Here is a 25,837-nt window from a genome sequence, read left to right as displayed (position 1 = left end):
TGGAGCCCTTTCTCTGCGCGGAGGCTGTGCCGCTTCGGGTGAATGCGACGCCTCCACTGGATGTCGAGAAACGTAGGGTCCATGTGTTTCGCCCGTGTGACGGGGCGGTACGCAAAGGTGTTTCGTTACCGAGCCGTGACGTTCCTGTGCGCAGGGACAGGGATCGGCGCAGGAGCGACGGTGGCGGCGTGGCAACCCGACCTGCGCCAGGCGGATGGTCCGGCAGGGCGCCCGGGAGGCCCGGCGTACGTTCCGCCGCATGAGCGACTTCCAGCCCACCAAAGCCATCGTCACCGGCTCCGAATCCGGGATCGGCCGTGCGACCGCCGTCGCACTCGCCGAAGCCGGCATGGACGTCGGCATCACTTACCTGTCCGAGCCCGACCGTGCCGAGGAGACCGCGGAGGAGGTCCGGAAGACCGGTCGTCAGGCCTTCGTCGAGCAGATCGACGTCTCCGACCTCGCCGGGGCGGCCGCCGTCGTCGACCGCCTCGTCTCGCAGCTGGGCGGCGTCGACGTCTTCGTGGCCGACGCCGGCACCGGCGACAACGCCCCGTTCCTCGAGATGACCCTCGACCAGTGGCGCCACACTGTGTCGACCGACCTCGACGGCGCCTTCGTCACGATGCAGGCCGCCGCGAAGCACATGGTGCAGGCCGGCACCGGCGGCCGGATCATCGGCATCACGAGCGTGCACGAACATCAGCCCCGCTCCGGCTCGAGCGCCTACGACGCCGCGAAGCACGGGCTCGGCGGCCTGCTGAAGACCATGGCGATCGAGCTCGCCGAGCACGGCATCACCGTGAACGCCGTCGCCCCCGGCGAGATCGCCACCCGGATGACCGGCGCCGAGGACGAGGACCCGCACACCATCGACCGCCCCGGTGTGCCGCTCGGCCGTCCGGGCAACGCGTGGGAGATCGCGGCAGCCGTGGCGTTCCTGGCCTCGCGTGCGTCGTCCTACATCACCGGGGTGTCCCTGCCGGTGGACGGCGGGATGCTGCAGATGGGCCCGCACGGCGGCTCGCACATCACGTCGAACGACTGGCGTTCGGCGTAGGAACTCGGCCGGCGGTCCGGTCAGCAGGCCGGTCGCCGGGCTGGTCAGCTCGGCTGGCCGGCTTCCTCGTCGAGTTCGGCCTGGGACCGCAGGACGCAGAACTCGTTGCCCTCCGGGTCGGCGAAGACCACCCATCCGCCGTCCGGGTGGCGCAGGTCGGCGAGCTCCACGGCACCGATGCCGCGGAGCCGCTCGACCTCTTCGTCGCGGGTGCGGTCGGTGGGGCGCAGGTCGAAGTGGATCCGGTTCTTCACGGTCTTCGCCTCGGGCACCTGGATGAAGAGCACGGTGTGCGACCGGTCGGGTGCCGTGATCTCGCACTCCTCGTGTCCGGGAGCGTTCAGGTCGTCGGGCAGGTCGACGTACCCGAGCACCTGCTTCCACCACTCCGACTGGGCGTAGGCGTCGCGGGAGTCGATCGTGGTGTGTGAGACGGCGCTGACCATGCGGCGACACTACCGCCGGGCAACGCAGCACGCCCCCACTCCACAGGGGAACGGAGGCGTGCTGTCGAACGCTGTCTAGCTGCGGTAGTTCGGCGCCTCGACGACCATCTGGACATCGTGGGGGTGGGACTCCTTGAGCCCCGCCGCGGTGATGCGGACGAACTTGCCACGGGCCTTCAGCTCGGGGATCGTGCGACCGCCGACGTAGAACATCGACTGGCGCAGCCCGCCGGTGAGCTGGTAGACGACGTTGCCGACCGAGCCGCGGTAGGGCACCTGGCCCTCGATGCCCTCGGGGATGAGCTTGTCGTCGTTCGGCACGTCCGCCTGGAAGTAGCGGTCCTTCGAGTACGAGGTCTTCTTGCCACGGGTCTGCAGAGCCCCGAGGGACCCCATGCCGCGGTAGGCCTTGAACTGCTTGCCGTTCACGAACACCAGGTCGCCAGGGGACTCGTCGGTGCCGGCCAGCAGCGAGCCGAGCATGACGGTGTCGGCACCGGCCACCAGGGCCTTCGCGATGTCGCCGGAGTACTGCAGGCCACCGTCGGCGATGATCGGCACACCGGCTTCACGTGCGGCGAGGGAGGCCTCGTACACGGCGGTCACCTGCGGCACGCCCACACCGGCGACGACGCGCGTGGTGCAGATGGAGCCCGGGCCGACACCGACCTTGACGGCGTCCACACCGGCGTCGATGAGCGCCTGGGCGCCCGCGCGGGTGGCGACGTTGCCGCCGATGACGTCGATCGCGTCGAACGTCGGGTCGGCCTTGAGGCGGAGGACCATGTCGAGCACGCCTTCGCTCTCGCCGTTGGCGGTGTCGACGACGAGCACGTCGACGCCGGCGTCACGCAGGGCCTCGGCACGCTGCCACGCGTCGCCGAAGAAGCCGATCGCGGCACCGACGCGGAGCCGGCCCTCGTCGTCCTTCGTGGCGTCCGGGTACTGCTCGCTCTTGTCGAAGTCCTTGACGGTGATGAGGCCGCGGAGCTTGCCCTCGGCGTCGACCAGCGGCAGCTTCTCGATCTTGTGCTGCGCGAAGATGGCGATCGCCTCTTCGGGGTCGATGCCCTCCATCGCGGTGATCAGCGGGGCCTTCGTCATGACGTCGCGCACGTACGTGGTGGCCTGCTCGAACGTGGCCACGAAGCGCATGTCGCGGTTCGTGATGATGCCGACGAGGGTGCCGTCCTGCTCGACGACCGGCAGGCCGGAGACACGGAACTGGCCGCAGAGCGCGTCGACCTCGGCCACGGTGGCGTCCGGGGTGGTGGTCACCGGGTTGGTGATCATGCCCGACTCGGAGCGCTTGACCTTGTCGACGTAGGCAGCCTGGTCCTCGATGGACAGGTTGCGGTGCAGGATCCCGATGCCACCCTGGCGCGCCATGGCGATGGCCATGCGGGCTTCGGTGACGGTGTCCATCGCGGCGGAGAGCAGCGGGACGTTGACGGAGATCCGCTTGGTGAGCCGGGACGCCGTGGACGCCTCGCTCGGGATGACGTCGGTGTGCCCGGGCAGCAGCATGACGTCGTCGTACGTGAGTCCGATGAATCCGAACGGATCCGGCTGGTCCATGGGTCCCCTTCGTGGGCGAGTGAAGTGTCGAGACACCGGGAACACGACGACGGGTTCCGGATAGGACATGGTAACGCGAGCGGCTGTCGCCGCATTCCGCCTGGAGGCACGGATCGCGCCCGCCTCGGAGCATTCCTCCACAACGTCACAGTTCGGGTACGAATCACACAGGGAACGTGTTGGAAACACGGGTGTCACAAAATCCCCATAGGTTCCTCGTCATCCGAACGAGAGGCTCTTCCGTGGGATCCATCACTCCTCCGGGACGGGCGCAGCCGCGCCTGTTCCGCCTCCGCCACGCACGACGACGACCGGTCCTTGCGGCCGTGCTCGTCGCCGCGTTCCTGGCGACCTTCCTGATCGACTGGGCGGTCACCCTGCCGGCCTTCAGTGCCACCTCGGCACCGGCCACCAGCCAGGCGTGCACCGTCAGCCCCGACAACGGGTGCATCCAGGGCACGATCACCGACTCCGAGCGTGAACCGGCCGAGGGCGTCGACGTCGACGTGACCGGCCCGAGCGGCTTCGACCAGACGGCCACGACCAACGGCGACGGCCGCTGGTCGGTCAGCGTCGACACGGCCGGCGAGTACACGGTGAGCGTCGACCAGGGCACCCTGCCGAAGGGCCAGTACCTGACGAACGCCGCCGACGCCGAGCGCAAGGTGCAGGCCACCCTGAACGCCAACGTCGGCCAGATCTTCCAGCTGTCCGACCAGAAGGGCGCCACGACCTCGGCGGACTCGTCGGGTGTGAGCATCCAGCGGGCCTGGCAGCAGTTCGCCTCCGGGCTCCGGCTCGGGCTGCTCATCGCCCTGGCGTCCATCGGGCTCTCGCTCATCTACGGCACGACGGGGCTGTCGAGCTTCTCGCACGGTGAGCAGGTCACCCTCGGCGGTCTGCTGGCGTACGTGTTCGCCAACCAGCTCGGCTGGAACATCTGGGTCACCGGCATCGTCGTCACGCTGTTGTGCGCGGCGACCGGGTACCTGCAGGACGCCGCGATCTGGCGGCCACTCCGTCGACGGCGCATCAGCCTGACGCAGCTCATGATCGTGACGATCGGTCTCTCGATCGCGGCCCAGTACGCGTTCCAGTACTTCTTCGGAGCCTCGACGGTCCGCATCCAGCAGGGCAACCCGGAGACCGTGCGGTTCGCCGGCGTCACCCTCACGGTGCAGTCCTACGTCGCCATGGGGATCGCCCTCGTGGTCCTGGTGGCGACCGGGCTCTTCCTGGCGAAGACGCGCTTCGGCCGGGCGACCCGCGCCGTGTCGGACAACCCGGCGCTCGCCGCGGCCTCCGGCATCGACGTCGACCGGGTGATCCGCTTCGTGTGGACGCTCGCCGCAGGCCTCGCGGGGCTCTCCGGCGTGATGCTCGGACTCGTCCTGAACGGCGTGAACTGGCAGACCGGGCTCCAGCTGCTCCTGCTCATGTTCGCCTCGGTGACGCTTGGCGGCCTCGGCACCGCGTACGGCGCCCTGGTCGGGTCGATGATCATCGGCGTCGTCGTGGAGCTCACGAACCTGGTGCTCCCCGGTGACTTCAAGTACGCCACCGCCCTCGTCATCCTCATCCTCATCCTGCTGTTCCGGCCGCAGGGCATCTTCGGCCGCGCCGAGCGGATCGGCTAGGGGAGCACGCGCATGGACTACATCCTCAACCTGCTGTCCTCGCTCACCCAGGAGGCACTCGCCCCGACGACGGCCGCGTTCGCCCTGGCCGCGATCGGCCTGAACGTGCACTTCGGGCTCACCGGCCTCGTGAACATGGGCCAGGCGGCGTTCCTGCTGCTCGGCGCCTACGGCTTCGCGATCTCGATCACGAACGGACTGCCGTTCGTGATGGCGGTCCTCATCGCCCTGCTCGTCGCGATCGTGTTCGCGATCATCCTCGGCATCCCCACCCTGCGGTTGCGCGGCGACTACCTGGCGATCGTCACGATCTCCGGCGCCGAGATCATCCGCATGGTTGGTCGCTCGAGCCTGCTCACCTCGACCACGGGCGGCTCGAACGGCATCACCGGGTCGAGCTACCGCGATCCGTTCACCGCCCTCAGCCCGCTGCCCGACGGAACCACCACGATCCTGTGGTTCACGTACGCGAACAACGGCGTCAACGGCTGGTGGATCCGCATCGCGGCGTGGGCCATGGTCGCCCTGTTCACCCTGGTGCTCTTCCTGCTCATGCGCAGCCCGTGGGGCCGCGTGGTGAAGGCCATCCGCGAGGACGAGGACGCCGTCCGCTCGCTCGGCAAGAACGTCTACTCGTACAAGATGCAGGCGCTCGTGTTCGGTGGGGCGCTCGGTGCGATCGCGGGCATCATCTACGTGCTGCCGAGTTCGGTGCAACCGGACGCCATGGGCCGCTCGATGACGTTCTTCATCTGGACGGCGCTCATCCTCGGTGGTGCGGCGACGGTGTTCGGACCGGTGCTCGGAGCCGTGCTCTTCTTCGTCGTCCGGCTCTTCATCCGCACGCTGGCCGGCGACTTCATCCCCGACTCGATCATGAACGCGCAGCAGGCCGAGCAGTTCTCGTACGTGCTCGTCGGCGTCGCGCTCATGCTGCTCATCGTGTTCCGTCCACAGGGGTTGCTCGGCAACAAGAAGGAGCTGACGTTCAGTGTCTGAGACCTACGGCCACCCCAAGGCCGACCCGATCCTCACCGTCGACGACGTCACCCGCCGCTTCGGGGGCATGACCGCCGTGGACGTCGACCACCTCGAGGTCCAGCGCGGCTCCATCACGGCCCTGATCGGCCCGAACGGTGCCGGCAAGACCACGTTCTTCAACCTGCTCACCGGGTTCGACAAGCCGAGCCCGGGTGCGAAGACGCAGTTCAACGGCGCCACGCTGCAGAAGACGAGCGCGACGCACATCGCGAACAAGGGCATGGTCCGCACCTTCCAGCTGACCAAGGCGCTGTCCCGGCTCACCGTGATGCAGAACATGCTGCTCGGTGCCCGCGACCAGCCCGGCGAGAACTTCTTCGCCGCACTGGTCAAGCCGGTGTGGGCGAAGCGGGAGCGCGAGATCACGGCCAAGGCCGAGGACCTCCTCGCCCGGTTCAAGCTCGACACGAAGGCGGACGACTACGCCGGCTCGCTGTCCGGCGGGCAGCGCAAGCTGCTCGAGATGGCCCGGGCGCTGATGTCCGACCCGACGATGATCATGCTCGACGAGCCGATGGCCGGCGTGAACCCCGCGCTCACCCAGTCGCTCCTCGGGCACATCCAGTCCCTGCGCGACGACGGCATGACCGTGCTCTTCGTCGAGCACGACATGCACATGGTCCGGCACATCTCGGACTGGGTGGTCGTGATGGCCGAGGGCAAGGTCGTCGCCGAGGGCCCGGCGGACACGGTGATGGACGACCAGGCCGTGATCGACGCCTACCTCGGTGCGCACCACGACACCGACCTGGGTGACGACTCGCTCCTCACCGAGGAGACCTTCGAGGAACTGGCGGAGGAAGTCGCCGAAGAGGACGCAGCAGAGGAGACGACCCGATGACGGACGCAACGGACCCCACGAACGCGAGCAGTGCCTCCAGTCCGTCCCCGGCGGCCACGCTGGAACGCGAGCCGGTGCTCAGCGCCAAGAACCTCGTCGCCGGCTACCTGCCGGGCGTGAACATCCTGAACGGCTGCGACCTGGACTGCTACCCGGGTGAGCTCATCGGCATCATCGGGCCGAACGGTGCGGGCAAGTCGACGCTCCTCAAGGCGCTGTTCGGGCTCGTGTCCATCCGCGAGGGTTCGGTGACCCTGCAGGGGGACGACATCACGAACCTCAAGGCGAACAAGCTCGTGCAGGCCGGTGTCGGCTTCGTGCCGCAGACGAACAACGTGTTCCCCTCGCTGTCGATCGAGGAGAACCTGCAGATGGGGCTGTACCTGCGGCCCCGGAAGTTCGCCGAGCGGCTCGAGGTCATCTACGACCTGTTCCCGGTCCTCGCGCAGCGGCGCAACCAGCGGGCCGGATCGCTCTCGGGTGGTGAGCGGCAGTCCGTCGCGATGGCCCGTGCGCTGATGATGGACCCGAAGGTGCTGCTGCTCGACGAGCCGAGCGCCGGACTGTCCCCCGTGCGTCAGGACGAGACGTTCCTGCGGACCCGCCGGATCAACAAGGCCGGTGTGTCGATCATCATGGTGGAGCAGAACGCGCGACGCTGTCTGCAGATCTGCGATCGTGGGTACGTGCTCGACCAGGGGAAGAACGCGTACTCGGGCACCGGGAAGGAACTCGCTGACGACCCCAAGGTCATCGAGCTCTACCTGGGGACGCTCGCCAAGGACGTCGACGCACAGCGCTAGCGCTGTCGTCGGCTACGGGTACCGCTGTGGGGGTGGTATCCGTGACGGGTGGGGCCGTGCGTGGTCGCTTCGCGCCGCACGGCCCCGCTCCTGTACCCGGCCCGGAGGCGCTGCTCGCCCCGCGCGGGTCGGTATCGTTCCGCGGGTGCGCACCTCTGGACCCCTCGTGCTCGACGCTCTCGTCTGGCTCGTGTTCATCGCGCTCTTCGTCGGGGCGGCGTTGCTCGTCAAGGTCGCGGCCGTGCTGCTCGTCGTCCTCGTGGTGCTCGCGCTCCTGCTCGGCTTCGTGCTGCGGGCGCTCCGGAAGCGCCGACGGGCGCCGCGGCGTCCGCGCTGACGACTCCGCGCTGACGGCTGCGTGGTGTGAGGTTCCGCACGTCGTGCGACCCTCGAGACATCGCACCGGACACGGAACCTTGCACCGTAGGCGGCAGGCCTCGCACGGTGCGAGGTTGCTCCGCCCGCACCGTCCGGCCCGTGCACGCCGCAGAGCCCGCCCGGTAGGCTGTCCGAGTGAGCGAAGTCGAGATCGGTGCAGGCAAGCGCGGACGTCGGGCGTACGCGTTCGACGACATCGCAGTGGTCCCCTCCAGGCGGACGCGTGACCCGCGCGACGTCAGCGTGCAGTGGTCGATCGACGCGTTCACGTTCGCGTCGCCGATCCTGTCGGCGCCGATGGACTCCGTGTCCTCGCCGGCGACGGTCATCCAGATGGGCAAGCTCGGCATCCTCGGTGTGCTCGACCTCGAAGGTCTGTGGACCCGCTACGAGGACCCGACCCCGTACTACGACGAGATCAAGTCGCTCACCGACGGCAACGTCACGAAGCGCATGCAGGAGATCTACTCCGAGCCGATCAAGGCCGAGCTGATCACCGCACGCCTGGCCGAGATCCGCGCAGCCGGGGTGCCGGTCGCCGGTTCGCTCAGCCCGCAGCGCACCCAGGAGTTCTCGAAGACGGTCGTCGACGCCGGTGTCGACCTGTTCGTCATCCGCGGCACCACGGTCTCGGCCGAGCACGTCTCCCAGACCGAGGAACCCCTCAACCTCAAGAAGTTCATCTACGAGCTCGACGTCCCGGTGATCGTGGGCGGTGCCTCGACCTACACGTCGGCGCTGCACCTCATGCGCACCGGTGCCGCCGGCGTGCTCGTCGGCTTCGGTGGCGGCGCTGCGTCGACCACCCGCGCCGCGCTCGGCATCCACGCCCCGATGGCCACCGCCGTCGCGGACGTCGCCGGTGCCCGTCGTGACTACCTCGACGAGTCGGGCGGCCGCTACGTGCACGTCATCGCCGACGGCGGGCTCGACACCGCGGGCGACATCGTCAAGGCCATCGCCGTGGGCGCCGACGCCGTCATGCTCGGCACCGCACTGGCCCGTGCGACCGAGGCTCCGGGTGGTGGCTACCACTGGGGTGCCGAGGCGCACCACCCCGAGCTGCCCCGCGGCCGCCGGGTGGAGGTGGGCACGATCGCCCCGCTCGAGAACGTCCTGAACGGCCCGACGCCGACCCACGACGGCCGCGCGAACCTCGTCGGTGCCCTGCGCCGCTCGATGGCCACGACCGGATACTCCGACGCCAAGGAGTTCCAGCGAGTAGAAGTGGTCGTGGCGCCGTACCACCAGTGACGGTGGCACCCGGGCACGACCCCGGGTGACGCCACGGCGCCGACCGTGACCCGGAGGCGACGATGGCCAAGTCCAGCACGACGAAGCAGACCAGCACGGCCGGACGTCCGCGTGACGTTGCGCCCGGCGTGGGGTTCGACCCCGCGGCGAAGCTCGGCCCGGACGAACGTGCGGCCGCGATCGAGACGCTGAAGACAAAGGAGCTCGACGTCCTGGTCGTCGGCGGCGGGATCGTCGGTGCGGGCAGTGCGCTCGACGCCGTGACCCGCGGCCTGAGCGTCGGCATCGTCGAGGCGCGCGACTGGGGCTCGGGGACGTCGAGCCGCTCGTCCAAGCTCGTGCACGGCGGCATCCGCTACCTGGAGCAGCTCAACTTCGCGCTCGTCCGCGAGGCCCTCATCGAACGCGGCCTGCTGCTCCAGCGCATCGCCCCGCACCTGGTGAAGCCCGTGCGCTTCCTCTACCCGCTCAACCACCGGGTGTGGGAGCGCTTCTACATCGGCATCGGCATGGCGATGTACGACGTGTTCAGCTGGTCCGGCGGCCGTCCGCCCGGCGTCCCGCACCACCGGCACCTCAGGCGGAAGCAAGTGCTCAGGAACATGCCCGGGCTCAAGAAGGACGCCTTCGTCGGCGGCATGACGTACTACGACGCCCAGGTCGACGACGCCCGCTACGTCGCGTCGCTCGTGCGCACCGCGGCCTCGTACGGCGCCGAGGCAGCGAGTCGTGTCCGCATCGAGGGGTTCATCAAGGTCGGAGAGCGCGTGGTCGGTGCGCAGGCCCACGACATCCAGACCGGCGAACGGTTCGAGATCCGCGCGAAGCAGGTCGTCAACGCCACCGGTGTCTGGACCGACGACACCCAGGCGATGATCGGCACCCGTGGCCAGTTCAAGGTGCGGGCGTCGAAGGGCGTCCACCTCGTGATCCCCCGGGACCGGTTCCAGTCGAACACGGGCATGATCCTGCGCACCGAGAAGAGCGTGCTCTTCGTCATCCCGTGGGGCCGGCACTGGCTCGTCGGCACGACGGACACCGACTGGTACCTCGACAAGGCGCACCCGGCAGCGACCGCGGCGGACATCGACTACATCCTCGAGCACGTGAACAAGGTGCTCGCCGTCCCGCTGACCCGCGAGGACGTCGAGGGCGTCTACGCCGGCCTCCGCCCGCTCCTGGCGGGGGAGTCCGACCAGACCTCGCAGCTCAGCCGGGAGCACGTCGTCGCCCACACCGTCCCGGGCCTCGTCGTGGTCGCCGGCGGCAAGTGGACCACCTACCGGGTGATGGGCAAGGACGCCATCGACGAGGCCGTCGCGGCCATGGACGGCAGGATCCCGGAGTCGACGACCGAGGACATCCCGCTCCTCGGCGCCGAAGGGTACCCGGCCGCGTGGAACCGACGCGCCCGCACCGCACGGAGCTTCAACGTGCACAAGGTCCGCATCGAGCACCTGCTCAACCGGTACGGCACCCTCGCGACCGAGGTGCTGCAGCTCGTCGAGCAGGACCCGGCGCTCGCCGAGCCGCTGCCGGGGGCCGACGACTACATCGGCGCCGAGGTCGTCTACGCCGCCTCGCACGAGGGCGCCCTGCACCTGGAGGACGTCCTCGCCCGCCGCACCCGCATCTCCATCGAGGCGTGGGACCGCGGCGAATCAGCAGCGCCCGTCGCCGCGAAGCTCATGGCGGACGTGCTCGGCTGGGACCAGGAGACGACCGAGCACGAGGTCGCGAACTACCTGAAGCGCGTCGCCGCCGAACGGGAGTCGCAGCTGCAGCCCGACGACGAGAGTGCGGACCGCGTGCGGCTCGAGGCCCCGGACATCGCGTTCGGCTTCGACGAGGACGACGTGGTCGTGGGCGGCGGTCGCTCGGACGGCGCCGAGGGCGCGAAGGCGTCCGACGAGCAGGTCGTCGGCGAGAAGACGAGCGAGCCGGAGTAGCGAGGCCAGCAGACGCCGTCGTGTCACCGGAAAGCCGGCGTCTGCGGGTCGGACAAGACGCCGTCGCGTCGTGTTGACGCCGTCTGGTCGTCGAGACGCCGCCGGATCCGGCGGCGTCTCGGTGCCGACGAGGCGTCTGGACAAGACGACGGCGTCTTGCGGGGTCCACCCGCGCCTCCAGACCGGAAGGACGGAAGACCGGACTGGAGGCCCGTGGTGCGTCCGTCAGACGGCGCGCGCCCGCAGGGCAGCGCGGCGCACGTGCACCGACTGTCCCACCACGAGCACCACCGGGATCGCGATCAGCGCGACGAGGCTCGTCACGTACAGCACGCCCGACCAGATCGTGTGGTCACCGCCGCCGACCCCGTAGGCGTCCGCGACGTCCATGCCGAGGGCGATCGCCGCCACGAACGACATCGGCGTCCCCATCACCACGACGGCGAGCAGCACCGCCGCGATGACGTGCGCCGGTGCCCGGGTGATGAGCAGCAGCACCGACAGCCCCGCGGCGAACAGGACGCCGACGACGGCGATCCCGACGACGGTCGCGACGTCTGCCCCGACCGGGAAGCCCTGCTGCGTGAGCTCGGCGTGGATCTCGGCCAGGGTCGCACCGGGGACCGCTGCGAGCGGGTCCAGCACCAGTGCGTTCACCGCCAGCAGCGCCGCGTACAGCGTCACGACCAGCACCCCGACGACGGCCACGGCGATCCGTGTTCTCCCCATCCACAGAACTCTAGTGAGCGGAATGCGCGGGCGGTCCTGGTGGTTATCATCGGGGTACTCGAAAAGGGAGCCATCATGGTCGACGTCCATCGCGTCAAACTCCCCGGAGTCGGCGTGCTGCACAGCTTCTACACCGACGACGGTGGCAAGTGCGGTGTCATCACGCACCGGTCGGGGCACTCCGACCTCATCTCGTTCGCCGACGTCTCCGACGGCGCGGACAAGTCGGAAAAGGTCTCGCTGCGTCTCAGCGAGGACGAAGCGCACACGCTCGCCGAACTGCTCGGCGGCACCCGGATCACCGAGGGCCTCGACAAGCTCGACGAGATCCCGGGGCTGTCCATCGACTGGTTCTCCGTCGACTACGACGACGCCATCGCGGGCAAGCCCCTCGGCGACCTGCACGACTCGGGCTTCATCGGCCTGACCGTCGTCGCCGTGGTCCGTGGCGACAGTGCCAACCCGGCGCCCTCGTCGGACTTCGTCGTCTTCCCCGGAGACACGATCGTCGTCGCCGGTTCCCCCGAGAAGGTCGCCAAGGCGTTCTCCTTCTACCGCAGCGGAGAGCTTGCGGCCGCCTCGGCCGAGGCCCCGCGGAAGAGCTAGCGCATGCACCTGGGTGGTGAGCTGCTCACCATCGGTGTGCTCTTCGTCATCGCCTACGTCCTGGGCCGGCTCGGCAAGACCATCGGTCTGCCGGCCATCCCGATCTACATGGTGGTCGGACTCGTCGCGAGTCCGAACACGCCGTGGTTCGGGCTGAGCGTCGAGTCCCACACGATCGAGCTCATCGCGACGTTCGGGCTCATCCTGCTGCTGTTCAACCTCGGGCTCGAGTTCGACCAAGAGGAGTTCTACGGCAACGCCGGCAAGCTCCTGGTGTCGGGCGGCACCTACGTCGTCATCAACATGGGCGTGGGGTTCGCCTTCGGGTTCTCGCTCGGCTGGGGTACCCGTGAAGCCCTGATCATCGCGGGCATGACGGCGACGTCCTCGAGCGCCATCGTGACGAAGCTCCTCATCGAGCTCCGGCGCCTGGCGAACGACGAGACCCCGATGATCCTCGGCGTCACCGTGATCGAGGACGTCTTCATCGCCGTCTACCTGGCGATCGTCTCCGTCGTGCTGTCCGGCGACACCAACGTCTGGGCCGTCGTCGGCAAGCTGGCACTCGCGTTCGGGTTCCTCATCGTGATGTTCACGCTCGCGCGCTTCGCGGGCAAGTGGGTCTCGAAGATCTTCGCCACCCGTGACGACGAGCTGTTCACGGTGCTGTTCTTCGGACTCGCGGTCATGTTCGGCGGCATCGGCGACCTGCTCGGCGTGACCGACGCCATCGGTGCCTTCGTCATCGGCCTGCTCTGCGGAGCGACCCGGTACCGCGACCGCATCGAACAGCTCGCCCTGCCGATGCGCGACGTCTTCGCCGCGTTCTTCTTCGTCAACTTCGGGCTCGGCCTCGACCTGTCGACCTTCGGCGAGGTGCTCTGGCCCGTCCTCGGCGCCATCGGCATGACGGTCGTGCTCAACGCGGTCGCCGGCCAGATCGTCGCGCGGATGAACGGCTTCAACGTCCAGCAGGGCATCAACACCGCCGTCATCCTGGTGAACCGGGGTGAGTTCGCACTGATCCTCGCGACGCTGTCGGCTGCCGCCGGGCTGGAGGCGCGGATCACCGCCTTCGCGGGCCTCTACGTCCTCTGCATGGCCGTCCTCGGGCCGCTGCTCGCGGTGAACTCGGACCGGATCGGCCGCCTCGTGGTGCGCCCGGGTCGGCTCATCCGCCTGCGCGGACGCCTGGGCGGCCGACGTGCCGTCGCCGCGGCAGCCGCTGCCGAGAGCGCCGAAGCGGCCGAGGCCGAGGCGGATGCCACCGCCGCGGCGCGGAAGGCCGAGCGGGACCGCCAGTTCGCCGAGGAGTTCGCGCTCGTCGAGGCAGCTGGCAGGGACGAGCGAGACAATGAGGGGTCCGAGCCGACGTCCGCCCCCGTGACGTCGCCGGTCGAGATCCCCGCCGAGCGCCCCGAGCGCCCGGTCCGACAGCGCGATCCGGAGTACTGATACAGATGTGGGCCGTTGCCCGACGACCGAGGTGGATCGCGCTGCTGTTGCTGGCGCTCGTGCTGGCGGCGGTGTTCGCCGGGCTGGGCAAGTGGCAGCTGGAGCGGTCGATCGCCAACGGCAAGCCCCTGCCTGCGACCACCGAGACCCGCCGCACGCTTGAGGCGGTCACCACCCCCGAGCGCCCCGTCAGCGAGAGTCTCGCCGGGCAGAAGGTCACCGTCACCGGGACCTTCGTCGCCGACGACACCACCGTCCTGACCGGCCGCACCGGGGGTGGGAAGTACCAGACCGTCGGTCACTTGGTGGACTCGGACGGTGGGGCGAGCCTCCCGGTCGTCATCGGATGGTCCGACCAGCGGGCGGCCGCCGTCGCCGGGGGCGAGCGCCTGGCGGACGGGCAGACGCTCACGATCCAGGGTCGCTACTACCCGGCCGAGTCGCCCGACCAGGACGCCTACAAGAAGGGCGAGTACTCGGCGGTCGCCCCCGCCCGGTTCGTGAACACCTGGCAGGCCTTCGACGACCGCATGTACCTCGGGTACGTGGTCGCCGACGGCTCCACCGCGAAGGCCGCCGACCTCGGCACCATCGCCGACCGTGCGCCGTCGCGCGAGGTCCAGTTCGACTGGCTCAACCTGTTCTACGCGATCGAGTGGGTCGTCTTCGCCGGCTTCGCCGTGTTCCTCTGGTACCGGTTCGTGAAGGACGCCTGGGAGCGCGAGCAGGAAGAGGATCGCGAGGCAGCGCTCGCCACCGAAGCCGACGCGCTCCGACGGTAGGATTGCCGGCATGGCCCTGACCGTCCGAACCCGTGACATCCCCAAGATCCCGGGGGCGGTGAAGTGGTACCGCGTCTCGGCGTACATCACCGGTGTGCTGCTGCTCGCCCTGGTGGTCGAGGTCATCATCAAGTACACGCCGCTGCAGCTCGAGATGCAGCTCGGCAACGGTCCGTTCTTCGTGCCCAACGGCACGGCGGGCGAGACCCCGGGCACGTTCAACCTGTCGATCGCGATCCTCATCGCCCACGGCTGGCTGTACGTGCTCTACCTCTTCACGGACTTCCGTCTGTGGAGCATCATGCGCTGGAGGCCGTCGCGCTTCCTGCTCATCGCCCTCGGGGGCATCATCCCGTTCATGTCCTTCGTGGTCGAACACCGCATGCAGCAGCAGGCCATGGACACCTACCACGAGCTGATCGCTGCCCAGCAGCGTGAGAAGGAGGCCGCTCGGTGAGCGAGACCGAACAGCGTCCCGTCCTCGTCGTCGACTTCGGGGCCCAGTACGCGCAGCTCATCGCGCGTCGGGTCCGTGAAGCGAACGTCTACAGCGAGATCGTGCCGCACTCCATCACCGCGGACGAGATCCGCGCCAAGGACCCGGCGGCCATCGTGCTGTCCGGTGGTCCGTCGTCCGTGTACGAAGAAGGCGCGCCGTCCCTCGACGGTGACATCCTCGACCTCGGCGTCCCCGTGCTCGGCATCTGCTACGGCTTCCAGGCCATGGCGACCGCCCTCGGCGGCGAGGTCGCGAACACCGGTCTGCGCGAGTACGGCGCCACCGACGTGACGCTCGCCCCCGGCACCAGCACTCTGCTCGGCGACCAGCCGGCGGACCAGGTGACGTGGATGTCGCACGGCGACTCCGTGGCCAAGGCACCGGCCGGCTTCGAGGTGCTCGCCTCGAGCGCGTCGACGCCCGTCGCGGCGTTCGCGTCCGACGAGCGCAAGCTCTACGGCGTGCAGTGGCACCCCGAGGTCAAGCACTCCGTGTACGGCCAGGCCGTTCTCGAGAACTTCCTGCACCGTGCCGCGGGGCTGCCCGGCGACTGGAACTCCAGCAACGTCATCGAGGAGCAGGTCGCCCGCATCCGCGAGCAGGTCGGTTCCGCACGGGTCATCGCCGGGCTCTCCGGTGGTGTCGACTCCGCCGTCGCCGCAGCCCTGGTGCACAAGGCCGTCGGCGACCAGCTGACCTGCGTCTTCGTCGACCACGGACTCCTCCGGGCCGACGAGCGCAAGCAGGTCGAAGAGGACTACGTCGCCTCCACCGGCGTCCGGCTCATCACGATCGACGCCGAGCAGCAGTTCCTCGACGCCCTCGCCGGCGTGAGCGACCCCGAGCAGAAGCGCAAGATCATCGGGCGCGAGTTCATCCGCACGTTCGAGGGCGCGGCCGAGGCACTCGTGCTCGAGGCGCAGGCTTCCGACTCCGACGCCGAGGTCAAGTTCCTCGTGCAGGGCACGCTCTACCCCGACGTCGTCGAGTCCGGCGGCGGAGCAGGCACCGCGAACATCAAGTCGCACCACAACGTCGGCGGCCTGCCCGAGGACATGACGTTCGAGCTCGTCGAGCCGCTGCGCACCCTGTTCAAGGACGAGGTCCGTGCGGTCGGCCGCGAGCTCGGGCTGCCCGAGGTCATCGTCGGTCGCCAGCCGTTCCCCGGCCCGGGCCTCGGCATCCGCATCGTCGGCGAGGTCACGAAGGAGCGGCTCGAACTGCTCCGCGCGGCCGACAAGATCGCCCGCGAAGAGCTCACCGCGGCCGGCCTCGACCAGGAGATCTGGCAGTGCCCGGTCGTGCTGCTCGCCGACGTCCGCTCCGTGGGCGTGCAGGGCGACGGCCGGACCTACGGGCACCCGATCGTGCTCCGTCCGGTCTCGTCCGAGGACGCCATGACCGCCGACTGGACGCGTCTGCCGTACGACACCCTCGCGAAGATCTCGAACCGCATCACGAACGAGGTGCCCGACGTCAACCGGGTCGTGCTCGACGTCACGTCGAAGCCGCCGGGGACGATCGAGTGGGAGTAGGGCTCCCCTGAGCAACGGAAGGCCCGGTACGCGTCACGCGTGCCGGGCCTTCGTGTGTTCGCGGGTGGCGCTGCCGGGGCCGTTGAGTGGTCGCAACACCCCGCGGGCCCGGTGCCGAGTGGTCAGGAAGTGTCGGCTGGCCCTTGCCCGGACGACACTTCGTGACCACTCGGTGGGCGACCGGCGGGGTGTTGTGACCACTGGGACCGCCAGCGCTGGGACCGCCGGCGCCAGGACCGCCGCTCGGGCCGGCACCGCCGCCCCCCCGCCCCCGCCGGCGTCGACCACCGGCCCGGGAACGACGAAGGGCCCCGGCAGCGCCGGGGCCCTTCGCGTGTGCGGTGGTACTAGTTGCGCGAGCTGCTCGCGATGATGGCGAGGATGCGCAGGATCTCGAGGTACAGCCAGACGAGCGTCACGATGAGGCCGAACGCCGCGGTCCAGGCGTAGATGCGGGGTGCGCCGCGCTCGACACCGGTCTTGATCTGGTCGAAGTCGAGGATCAGCGAGTACGCCGCCATGACGACCACGAAGATGCCGATGAGCACACCGAGCGGGATGCCGAAGAGCGTCACGCCCATCAGGCCGAACGCGCTCTGCGTCACGCCGGTCCACATCAGGACCAGGTTCACGAGGGAGAACGCCATGTACCCGACCATCGCGATCAGGAAGAAGCGCGTGGCCTTCGGGGTCGCGCGGACCTTGCCCGAGCGGAACAGGAGCAGGGTGACGAAGAACACGCCGAGGGTGCCGAACACGGCCTGCGCCACGATGCCGTCGGCCTGGGGGAACGCGGTCTGGAAGTAGTTCGAGATACCGCCGACGAACAGCCCCTCGAAGAACGCGTACGTCAGGATCAGACCCGGCGACGGCTTCTTCTTGAAGGTGTTGACGAGCGCCAGGACGAACCCGACGAGCGCGCCGACGATCCAGACGACCGGCGGCAGGTTCCAACCGGCCACCGCGCCGACGACGAGCACGCCGAACGCGAGCAGCGTCTTGACGATGGTGTCTTCGTACGACATGCGGTCGGTGTCCACCGGGGACGCAGTCGGGCGGTCGTACATGTACTGCAGCTGCTCGGGGGTCATGCCACCCTGGGCCTGCTGCGGGGTCTGTCCCCAGCCGGCCTGCTGCTGACCAGCACCGCGCCCGCCCCAGGTGTTTGCCCCCTGTGCGTTGAAGGCGGGGGACTGGTCGAAACCGGGCTTGAAGGCCATGGTGTCCTCTTCCTAGGAGATTCGAGTCCTCTCAGCCTAGGGGCGCTCGGTCGCGGAAGGCTGAGGATTCGCGGCGAGCGGACGCGGGCCCAACGGGCCCCGACGAGGGAAGCCTAGGGTCGCCCGCTGCACGCGCGCCCCGAGGACGTCGAGAGTCCGCCGTCGAGCCCGCCGAGCCGGTGGAGCCCACCCGTCCGGACGGCAGCGCCGGGTAGAGCCAGGTGACGAGCGCGACCGAGATCGTCATGAGCAGGAACCACGCCACGATCTTCGTCGGTGCCACCGGCTGCCACACCGCCAGCTGCGCCGGGTAGCTCCACGCCCCGGCCCAGGTCGCGACGTTCTCCGCCGCCCAGATGAACACCGCGACGAGGCCCATCGCGACGAGCACGGGCATCCGCAGCGTCGCCCGGTGGATCCGGACGTGCATGGTCGTGCGGACGAAGAGCAGCAGCACGAGCGCGAGCAGCAGGTACCGGGCGTCGGCGACGAAGTGGTGGCCGAAGAAGTTCAGGTAGATCCCGCCCGCCACGACCGCCAGCAGCCACTGCCGCGGGTACCGGTCGAACCGCAGGTCGAACAGCCGGTAGACCCTGACCATGTACGACCCGACGGCGCCGTACATGAACCCCGAGAACAGCGGCACCCCGGCGACGACGAACAGCCCTCCGGGTTCGTAGCTCCACGAGCCCATGTGGGTCTTGAACACCTCCATCGCGGTGCCGACGACGTGGAACAGCAGCACGACCCGGAGTTCGCGCACGGTCTCGAGCCCGAACACGAGCATGCCGACCTGCAGCAGCACGGCCGCGATCGTCAGGACGTCGTTCCGCATCGCTGCCGGCACGGTCAGGTGCACCACGGCCATGGTCGCGAGCAGCAGCGCCCCGAACGCGCACGCCCAGGCCTGTTTCGCGCCGAACACCAGGAACTCGGTGACGAACACCCGGACGGGCCGGTGCGGTTGGTGCCCGGCGTCGAGCAGACGGCGAGCGGCCCGGTCGATCCGGGCCTCGACGGCGGTGGAGAGCGAACGGACGGTCATGCGGTGATGCTCGGTGCCGTCCCTGGGAACGACAGCCCCCGGAGCCACCGGTGTGTCCCGCGACACAGGCGCCCCGCTGGTCACCCGCGGCCAGTAGGGTCGCGCCATGACCCTCGTGATCGCCCACCGTGGTGCGTCCGGCTACCGCCCCGAGCACTCGCGGAGCGCGTACGAGCTCGCGATCGAGCTCGGTGCCGACGCGATCGAACCGGACCTGGTGCCCACGAGGGACGGCGTCCTGGTGCTCCGGCACGAGAACGAGGTCTCGGGCACCACGGACGTCGCCGACCACCCCGAGTTCCGGCACCTGCGCACGACGAAGACCGTCGACGGGCAGACCCTGACGGGCTGGTTCACCGAGGACTTCACGTGGGCCGAGCTGCAGACGCTCCGCACCCGCGAGCGCCTGCCGGTGCTGCGCCCGGGATCCGCCGAGCACGACGGTGCGCAGCCGATCCTGCGGCTCGTCGACCTGCTCGCGATCCTCGACGCCGCGCCCCGCCCGGTCGGGCTCGTCGCCGAGGTCAAGCACGCCGCGTCCTTCGACCGCGCCGGGTTCCCGATGGGTGAACTCGTCGACGCCGCGCTCGGCGAGGCCGGGTGGCGGCAGGACGAGCGGCTCACGGTGGAGAGCTTCGAGAAGGGCGTGCTGCGCGACCTGCGCGAGCGGGGGACCGGTGGTCGACTCGTGTACCTCCAGGAGGCCCGTGGCAGCGCCGCGGACGAGGTCGCGTCCCACGGATCGCTCGCCCCCACCTACGCCGCCGAGCGCTCCGAGGACGCGCTCGCGTCGTTCGCGACCGAGTTCAACGGCATCAGCGTCGACCTCGGCACCCTGATGGCCGGCATCGACAGCGTCGCGCTCGACGACCCGACGCCGGTGCGCAGCGCGATCGTCGACCGCGCTCACGCCGCCGGGCTCGCCGTGTACACGTGGACCCTCCGGCCGGAGAACCGGTTCCTGCCGTCGCCGCTGCGCCGTGGTGGCGACGTCGCGGCGTTCGGCGACTGGGAGCGGTGGTTCACGTCCGTGATCCGCACCGGACTCGACGGGGTGTTCGCCGACCACCCCGACCTGGCGGTGCTCGCCCGGTCCGCTGTCGGGGGTCCCGCCTAGACTGTCCCGGACATGACGATCGTGCTCGACCCCTTCGAATCGACGCCCGAACCGGGCGCCGGTGCCCGCGCGTACGAAGACCCGTTCACCGCGGGCCTGAACCCCCAGCAGAAGGAAGCCGTCGAGTACCGCGGCGAGTCCCTGCTGATCGTGGCCGGTGCCGGTTCCGGCAAGACGAGCGTGCTCACCCGCCGCATCGCGCTGCTGCTCGCCAACCGCGAAGCCTGGCCGTCGCAGATCCTGGCGATCACGTTCACGAACAAGGCCGCGGCCGAGATGCGCGAGCGTGTCCGGGCCCTGGTCGGTGGCGAGGCCGAGGGGATGTGGATCTCCACGTTCCACTCGGCGTGCGTGCGCATCCTGCGACGCGAAGCCGAGCGGTTCGGGTTCCCGCAGTCGTTCACGATCTACGACTCCGCCGACTCCAAGGCGCTGATGAAGCGGATCATCAAGGAGCTCGAGGCCGACTCCCTCGGGCTGACCGTCGGCGCCGCGGCGTCGAAGATCTCGAAGCTCAAGAACGAGCTGCAGGACATCGACACCTACGCGCGCAACATCAACGTGAACGACCCGCAAGAGGTCATGTTCACCGAGGTGTTCCGGCGCTACACGAACGAACTCCGCCGGGCGAACGCGTTCGACTTCGACGACCTCATCGGCCAGACGGTGTTCCTGTTCCGGGCCTTCCCGGACGTCGCCGCCCTGTACCAGCGCCGCTTCCGCTACATCCTGGTCGACGAGTACCAGGACACGAACCATGCCCAGTACGCCCTGATCCGTGAGCTCACCCGCCCGGTGCCGGTCGAACAGGTCGACAAGCTCGAGGACTCCGGCCAGCACGTCGCCCGGATGCGGGAGACCGACGGGTCGATCGCCCCCGCGTCCCTGACGGTGGTCGGCGACTCCGACCAGTCGATCTACGCGTTCCGCGGGGCGGACATCCGCAACATCGTCGAGTTCGAGCGGGACTTCCCGAACTCCAAGACGATCCTGCTCGAGCAGAACTACCGCTCGACGCAGAACATCCTCGACGCGGCGAACGCGGTCATCGCGAACAACTTCGACCGTCAGGCGAAGAGCCTGTTCACCGACGTCGGTGCCGGCGAGAAGATCGTCGGCTTCACCGGGTACACCGGCCACGACGAGGCGCAGTTCGTCGCCGACGAGATCCAGCGCCTGCGTGAAGACGGCATGGACTACCGCGACATGGCGGTGTTCTACCGGACCAACTCGCAGACCCGTGCGCTGGAGGAGATCTTCATCCGTGCGGCGATCCCGTACCGGGTGCTCGGCGGCACGAAGTTCTACGAGCGCGCCGAGATCAAGGACGCCATGGCGTACCTGATCACCGTCGCCAACCCGGCCGACCCGATGGCCCTGCGCCGCATCCTCAACGTGCCCAAGCGCGGCATCGGCTCGGTCACCGAGACCACGCTGCAGCGCTACGCCGACGAGCACGAGACCACGATGCGCGACGCCCTGCGGCACGCGGGTGAGCTCGGGTTCGGGCCGAAGGTGCGGAACGCCATCACCGAGTTCGCGGCACTGCTCGACTCCGTGTCTGAGAAGGCCCCGACGCAGCCGGTGGTCGACACCCTGACGCAGCTGCTCGACGGCTCCGGGCTGCTCGACAACCTGCGGAAGTCGCCCGACGCGCAGGACGCCGCCCGTGCCGACAACATCGACGAGCTCGTGGCCGTGACGCGTGAGTTCCAGAAGAACAACCCCGAGGGCACGCTGTCGGACTTCCTGACCGAGGTCTCGCTGGTCGCCGCGGCGGACGAGCTCGACGACTCCTCGGGCACGGTGTCGCTGATGACGCTGCACACCGCGAAGGGCCTGGAGTACGACGCGGTGTTCCTGACCGGCGTCGAGGAAGACCTGCTCCCGCACCGGATGTCCGCCAACGAACCCGGCGGGCCGTCGGAAGAGCGCCGGCTGTTCTACGTGGGCATCACCCGCGCCAAGAAGGTCCTGTTCCTGTCCCTCGCGATGACCCGTGCCCAGTTCGGCGACGTGAACGTGGCGATGCCCTCGCGCTTCCTCCAGGAGATCCCCGAGGGGCTCATCGAGTGGAAGCAGTCCCCGGGCATGGCGAACAGCCGTGGTGGCACGCAGCCCCGCGCCCTGAACGCCAAGCGCGACGGCGGCTTCGGCGGCGGCGGTGGTGGTGGCGGCGGCTACCGCGGTGGTGGCGGCTGGGGCGGCGGCTCGTACGACCGCGCAGCGGCAGCGTCGAAGACCCGCCCGAAGACCGAGTGGGCGAACCGGGTGTCCGGGCAGGTGCGCGACAACGGCGACATGGAACTCGTCGCCGGCGACCGCATCAAGCACGTCGACTTCGGCGAGGGCACGGTGTCCGCGGTGACGGGTCAGGGTGCCAAGCGCATCGCGGAGATCGCGTTCGACTCCGCGGGCCGCAAGAAGCTCCTCATCAAGATCGCCCCGATCGAGAAGCTGTAGGAGCCCTCACCGGTCTACACCGAACCGGCAGTCGCAGCCCGTCTGGAGTTCACGGAACGGACCCGGGGCGTTCCCCCGCGGTCCGTACCGTGCGGTGCTGTGCAGAACAGCCCTGACGATCGCGACGACGCCGACGACCACTCCGGAGACCGCAGCAAGCGCATCCCGGTCTCCCGCCGGGGCTTCCTGGTCGGGTCCGGACTCGCCGGTGCCGCCGGTCTCGTGGCGTCGAACGGGTTCGGCAGTGCCCCGGCCGTCGCCGAGGCACTGTCCGCGGCACCCGCTGTCGCCCCGGCGGCACTGGGTGGATCGACCGAGGCCGCTCAGGCGGCGGTGGCGCGCGGGCACACCGGACGGTGGCGCCCGGACACGACCTCGCCACGCTTCACCGTCGCCGTGATGCCGGACACGCAGTACATGTTCGACGGTGCCGCGGTCGACCCGGCACCGATGCGCGCCTCGCTCGAGTACGTCGTCCGCGAGCAGGCCCGGCACAACACGGTGTTCCTCGTCCACCTCGGCGACCTGACGCAGAACGGTGCGGCGTCCGAGATGCGTGCGTCCGGCGCGGTCTTCGACGTGCTCGACCGTGCCGGTGCCCCCTACAGCGTGCTCGCCGGGAACCACGACGTCGACTCGTCGACCGACGACCAGCGCGGCCGAACCCCGTACCTCGACGTGTTCGGCCCGCAGCGGTTCCGGAAGGCCCCGGGCTGGATCGGTTCGAGCCCGGACGGCTACAACACCGCCCACCGGTTCACCGCGGCCGGCCGCGAGTGGGTCGTCCTCGCGCTCGACTGGCGGACGAGCGCGAGCGGGCTCGCCTGGGCCAGCTCCGTGCTCGCGGCACGGCCGCACGCCCCGGTCATCCTCACGACGCACGCCCTCGTCGACTCGGACGCCAGCGGTGGGGCGGCGTTCGACCCCTACGGCCAGCAGCTCTGGGACTCCTTCATCTCGAAGCACGACCAGGTGTTCCTGACGCTCAACGGGCACTACTGGGGTCCGGGCCGCACGACGTCGAAGAACGCCCTGGGGCACGACGTCGCCCTGCACCTGACCAACTACCAGAACCGCTACTACGGCGGGGCGGCCATGATCCGGCTGTACCACGTCGACCTCGAGCGGAACGTCATCGACGTCGAGACGCTGTCGCCGTTCCTGCTCGCCGGTGGGCTCGGCGAGACGAACGAGCTCGCGGCCCAGGAGATCACCCTCAGCGGTGACGTCGACCGCTTCACCATGGCGGTGGACTTCGACGCACGCTTCGCGGGGTTCGCGCCGGTCGCACCACGGGCCTCCCGGCCGGCGGCACGCATGCTGGTGCCGGGGACGCTGGCGTACTGGCGGTTCGACGGCAACCCGGACGGGGCGGCACTCGCGCCGACGACGCGTGTGCGCGACCAGAGCGGGCGGGGGAACGACCTGGTGGTCGCTCGCCGGACCGGTGCCGTCGCGGGGGCGCTGCGCTGGACGGCGGCGCACCACCCCGACCAGCCGGGCGCCGGCAGCCTCGCGCTCCAGGGCGGCAAGACCGGCGGGGACCACCTGCAGACCGTCGACACGGCTCCGCTCAACCGGACCCGGTTCCCTCACGGCTACACGGTCGAGGCGTTCTTCGCGCTGCCGACCACGTTCGACCCGAGCGCGAACGGGTTCAGCGCCCTGCTGTCGCAGTACTCGAGCGCCGGCCAGGTGGGGAAGGCGACCGGAGCCGACGGTGACCCGGACGAACCCGCCGTGACCCTGAGCCTGTCGGGGGACCGCGAACTGCAGTGGTGCGTGTACCCGGCGAGCCAGGACGGGTCACTGACGAACTGGGGGCACGAGTTGCCGCTCGGGGCCTGGTGGCACGTGGCCGTGGTGAACGACGGGACGCACACCGTGCTGTACGTCGACGGGTGCCCGGTCGTCCGCAACCCGTCCACCCCGAACCGCGGCCTGAGCACGATCGGCAAGCCGTGGCTGCTCGGTGGCTACCGCTACGGCGGCAAGCTCGACCAGGTGTTCGTCGGGTCGATCGGCGACGTGCGCGTCGTCGGCCGGGCGCTGCAGCCGAGCGAGTTCATGAACGCCTGACGCCCGCAGGCGGACGCCTGACCCGCGCGGTGGGCGGGCGCCCGGGCCGTCCGGCAGACGGGCGTCTGACACGCCCGGCCGTTCGGCGCGCCCCTCGTTCGGGTGGCACGATCTCGCTTTGTGAGGTTAGCCTTACCTAACGTGACACCTCCCATCGAACTCCTGACCACCGCCACCGCCGAGCGCTACCGCTCCGCCGTGACGTCCACGGTGGACCGTCTGGCCGACCGCTTCGCCGCCGCCGACCGTCCGACCACCGACACCGCTCCCGAGGTCCTCCGGGCCCGGGTGCAGGACGTCGACCTCGACGCCGAACCCCTCGGGACGGACCGCGCGCTCGCCGAACTCGACGAGCTGTTCGTCCGTGAGGCCGTCTGGTTCCACGACCCGGCGTACCTCGCGCACCTGAACTGCCCGGTCGCGCTGCCCGCGGTCGCCGCCGAGTCGGTCCTGGCCGCCGTGAACCCGTCGGTCGACACCTGGGACCAGTCCCGGATCGGCACCGAGATCGAGCGGCACGTCGTCGCCTGGCTCGCCGGTCGGATCGGGTTCGCCGCGGGTGACGGCATCTTCACCTCGGGCGGCTCGCAGTCGAACCTGCAGGCCCTGCTGCTGGCGCGCGAGGCCCTCGGCGCCAGCGGCACCGTGTTCACGACCGCGGAGACCCACTTCAGCATCGCGAAGTCGGCGCGGCTGCTCGGGCTCGAGGCCGTGGTCGCCGTCGCCACCGACCACGCCGGCCGGATGGTGCCCGCCGCCCTCGCCGAGGCGATCGCCGCCGCCCGTGCAGCCGGGCAGACGCCGATGGCCGTCGTCGCCACCGCCGGCACCACCGACCGCGGGGTGATCGACCCGCTCGAGCCGATCGCGGACGTCTGTGACCTCGAGGGAGTCTGGCTGCACGTCGACGCCGCGTACGGCTGCGGGCTGCTCGTGTCCCCGACCCGCCGGCACCTGCTCGACGGCGTCGAACGGGCCCGGAGCGTGACCGCCGACCTGCACAAGTCGTTCTTCCAGCCGGTGTCGTCGAGCGCCCTGCTCGTGCAGCGCCCGGAGGACCTGCGCCGCACCGCCTGGTACGCCGACTACCTGAACCCCGAGGACGCCGCCGAGCCGAACCAGGTCGACAAGTCGCTGCAGACCACCCGCCGGTTCGACGCACTGAAGCTCTGGGCCACCCTGCGGGCGACGGGTGCCGACGCGATCGGGGCCGCGGTCGACGCCGTCATCGACCTCGCCGTGGCCACCCACCGGATCGTCGAGGAGCACCCCGACCTGGTGCTCGTCGCGCCGACGCAGCTCAGCACGGTGCTGTTCCGC

21 protein-coding genes and 1 pseudogene are annotated in these 25,837 nt (G+C 69.8%); 17 read left to right on the top strand and 5 right to left on the bottom strand.

Going from position 1 to position 25,837, the window contains the following annotated elements:
- The first annotated feature begins 259 nt into the window (after positions 1-259).
- Positions 260-1,060, top strand: coding sequence for an SDR family oxidoreductase (locus ACZZ9K_RS09320; RefSeq protein ID WP_138802038.1), 801 nt, complete (start codon positions 260-262; stop codon positions 1,058-1,060).
- A 44-nt stretch (positions 1,061-1,104) separates the two neighbouring features.
- On the opposite strand, the gene ACZZ9K_RS09315 is transcribed toward ACZZ9K_RS09320, so the two are convergent.
- On the bottom strand, positions 1,105-1,506 hold the full coding sequence (locus ACZZ9K_RS09315) for a VOC family protein (protein WP_463443909.1): 402 nt from the start codon (positions 1,504-1,506) through the stop codon (positions 1,105-1,107).
- Positions 1,507-1,581: 75 nt separating this feature from the next.
- Positions 1,582-3,084 carry an IMP dehydrogenase gene (guaB, locus tag ACZZ9K_RS09310; protein ID WP_463443908.1) on the bottom strand — a complete coding sequence of 501 codons (1,503 nt, stop codon included), beginning with the start codon at positions 3,082-3,084 and terminating at the stop codon, positions 1,582-1,584.
- Positions 3,085-3,410: 326 nt separating this feature from the next.
- On the opposite strand from guaB, the gene ACZZ9K_RS09305 reads away from it, so the two are divergent.
- From ACZZ9K_RS09305 to ACZZ9K_RS09275, 7 genes are all read left to right on the top strand, one after another.
- Positions 3,411-4,721 (top strand): branched-chain amino acid ABC transporter permease, encoded by a 1,311-nt coding sequence (locus tag ACZZ9K_RS09305; RefSeq protein ID WP_138803386.1) that lies wholly within the window; start codon positions 3,411-3,413, stop codon positions 4,719-4,721.
- Positions 4,722-4,733: 12 nt separating this feature from the next.
- Positions 4,734-5,720, top strand: coding sequence for a branched-chain amino acid ABC transporter permease (locus ACZZ9K_RS09300; protein ID WP_027466698.1), 987 nt, complete (start codon positions 4,734-4,736; stop codon positions 5,718-5,720).
- Positions 5,713-6,603, top strand: a complete 891-nt coding sequence (locus ACZZ9K_RS09295; RefSeq protein WP_027466697.1) for an ABC transporter ATP-binding protein — start codon at positions 5,713-5,715, stop codon at positions 6,601-6,603. Before ACZZ9K_RS09300 ends, ACZZ9K_RS09295 begins: the two co-directional genes overlap by 8 nt.
- Positions 6,600-7,406: an ABC transporter ATP-binding protein gene (locus ACZZ9K_RS09290; RefSeq protein WP_027466696.1), complete on the top strand. Its 807-nt coding sequence runs from the start codon at positions 6,600-6,602 to the stop codon at positions 7,404-7,406. The genes ACZZ9K_RS09295 and ACZZ9K_RS09290 overlap by 4 nt, the downstream gene beginning before the upstream one ends.
- Before the next feature lie 145 nt (positions 7,407-7,551).
- A complete protein-coding gene (locus ACZZ9K_RS09285) occupies positions 7,552-7,743 on the top strand; it encodes a hypothetical protein (protein ID WP_027466695.1) in 192 nt (63 codons plus the stop codon).
- 176 nt (positions 7,744-7,919) lie between these two features.
- Positions 7,920-9,038 carry a GuaB3 family IMP dehydrogenase-related protein gene (locus ACZZ9K_RS09280; protein ID WP_027466694.1) on the top strand — a complete coding sequence of 373 codons (1,119 nt, stop codon included), beginning with the start codon at positions 7,920-7,922 and terminating at the stop codon, positions 9,036-9,038.
- A gap of 62 nt (positions 9,039-9,100) precedes the next feature.
- Positions 9,101-10,987, top strand: coding sequence for a glycerol-3-phosphate dehydrogenase/oxidase (locus tag ACZZ9K_RS09275; protein WP_463443907.1), 1,887 nt, complete (start codon positions 9,101-9,103; stop codon positions 10,985-10,987).
- Between the two features lie 225 nt (positions 10,988-11,212).
- Here the strand turns inward: ACZZ9K_RS09275 and ACZZ9K_RS09270 are convergent, their stop codons facing one another.
- Positions 11,213-11,716 (bottom strand): hypothetical protein, encoded by a 504-nt coding sequence (locus ACZZ9K_RS09270; protein WP_138802033.1) that lies wholly within the window; start codon positions 11,714-11,716, stop codon positions 11,213-11,215.
- 75 nt (positions 11,717-11,791) lie between these two features.
- On the opposite strand from ACZZ9K_RS09270, the gene ACZZ9K_RS09265 reads away from it, so the two are divergent.
- From ACZZ9K_RS09265 to guaA, 5 genes are read left to right on the top strand one after another with little or no spacing between them, the layout of a single operon-like run.
- A complete protein-coding gene (locus tag ACZZ9K_RS09265) occupies positions 11,792-12,322 on the top strand; it encodes a cation:proton antiporter regulatory subunit (protein ID WP_017885470.1) in 531 nt (176 codons plus the stop codon).
- Positions 12,323-12,325: 3 nt separating this feature from the next.
- Entirely contained in the window at positions 12,326-13,777 is a 1,452-nt protein-coding gene (locus ACZZ9K_RS09260) for a cation:proton antiporter (RefSeq protein ID WP_027466692.1), read from the top strand.
- A 5-nt stretch (positions 13,778-13,782) separates the two neighbouring features.
- Complete coding sequence (locus ACZZ9K_RS09255; RefSeq protein WP_463443906.1) at positions 13,783-14,559, top strand: SURF1 family cytochrome oxidase biogenesis protein; 777 nt, start codon at positions 13,783-13,785, stop codon at positions 14,557-14,559.
- A gap of 10 nt (positions 14,560-14,569) precedes the next feature.
- A complete protein-coding gene (locus tag ACZZ9K_RS09250) occupies positions 14,570-15,016 on the top strand; it encodes a DUF3817 domain-containing protein (protein WP_027466691.1) in 447 nt (148 codons plus the stop codon).
- On the top strand, positions 15,013-16,593 hold the full coding sequence (guaA, locus tag ACZZ9K_RS09245) for a glutamine-hydrolyzing GMP synthase (protein WP_027466690.1): 1,581 nt from the start codon (positions 15,013-15,015) through the stop codon (positions 16,591-16,593). Before ACZZ9K_RS09250 ends, guaA begins: the two co-directional genes overlap by 4 nt.
- Before the next feature lie 347 nt (positions 16,594-16,940).
- Here guaA and ACZZ9K_RS09240 read toward each other — a convergent pair whose 3' ends face one another.
- Together ACZZ9K_RS09240 and ACZZ9K_RS09235 are read right to left on the bottom strand one after the other, a co-directional pair.
- Positions 16,941-17,813: a Bax inhibitor-1/YccA family protein gene (locus tag ACZZ9K_RS09240; protein ID WP_138802029.1), complete on the bottom strand. Its 873-nt coding sequence runs from the start codon at positions 17,811-17,813 to the stop codon at positions 16,941-16,943.
- 31 nt (positions 17,814-17,844) lie between these two features.
- On the bottom strand, positions 17,845-18,858 hold the full coding sequence (locus ACZZ9K_RS09235; protein ID WP_463443905.1) for a DUF817 domain-containing protein: 1,014 nt from the start codon (positions 18,856-18,858) through the stop codon (positions 17,845-17,847).
- A gap of 106 nt (positions 18,859-18,964) precedes the next feature.
- On the opposite strand from ACZZ9K_RS09235, the gene ACZZ9K_RS09230 reads away from it, so the two are divergent.
- The 4 genes and pseudogenes from ACZZ9K_RS09230 to ACZZ9K_RS09215 form a co-directional block, all read left to right on the top strand.
- On the top strand, positions 18,965-19,975 hold the full coding sequence (locus ACZZ9K_RS09230; protein ID WP_463443904.1) for a glycerophosphodiester phosphodiesterase family protein: 1,011 nt from the start codon (positions 18,965-18,967) through the stop codon (positions 19,973-19,975).
- Between the two features lie 12 nt (positions 19,976-19,987).
- Positions 19,988-22,438 carry an ATP-dependent helicase gene (locus ACZZ9K_RS09225; RefSeq protein WP_463443903.1) on the top strand — a complete coding sequence of 817 codons (2,451 nt, stop codon included), beginning with the start codon at positions 19,988-19,990 and terminating at the stop codon, positions 22,436-22,438.
- Between the two features lie 99 nt (positions 22,439-22,537).
- Entirely contained in the window at positions 22,538-24,517 is a 1,980-nt protein-coding gene (locus ACZZ9K_RS09220) for a LamG-like jellyroll fold domain-containing protein (RefSeq protein ID WP_463443902.1), read from the top strand.
- A 102-nt stretch (positions 24,518-24,619) separates the two neighbouring features.
- Positions 24,620-25,828, top strand: a pseudogene (locus ACZZ9K_RS09215) (pyridoxal phosphate-dependent decarboxylase family protein); the annotation flags it as partial.
- Positions 25,829-25,837 lie beyond the last annotated feature (9 nt).

This window comes from Curtobacterium sp. AC268, assembly GCF_979258745.1.
This window is presented reverse-complemented; position numbering and strand designations above follow the sequence as displayed.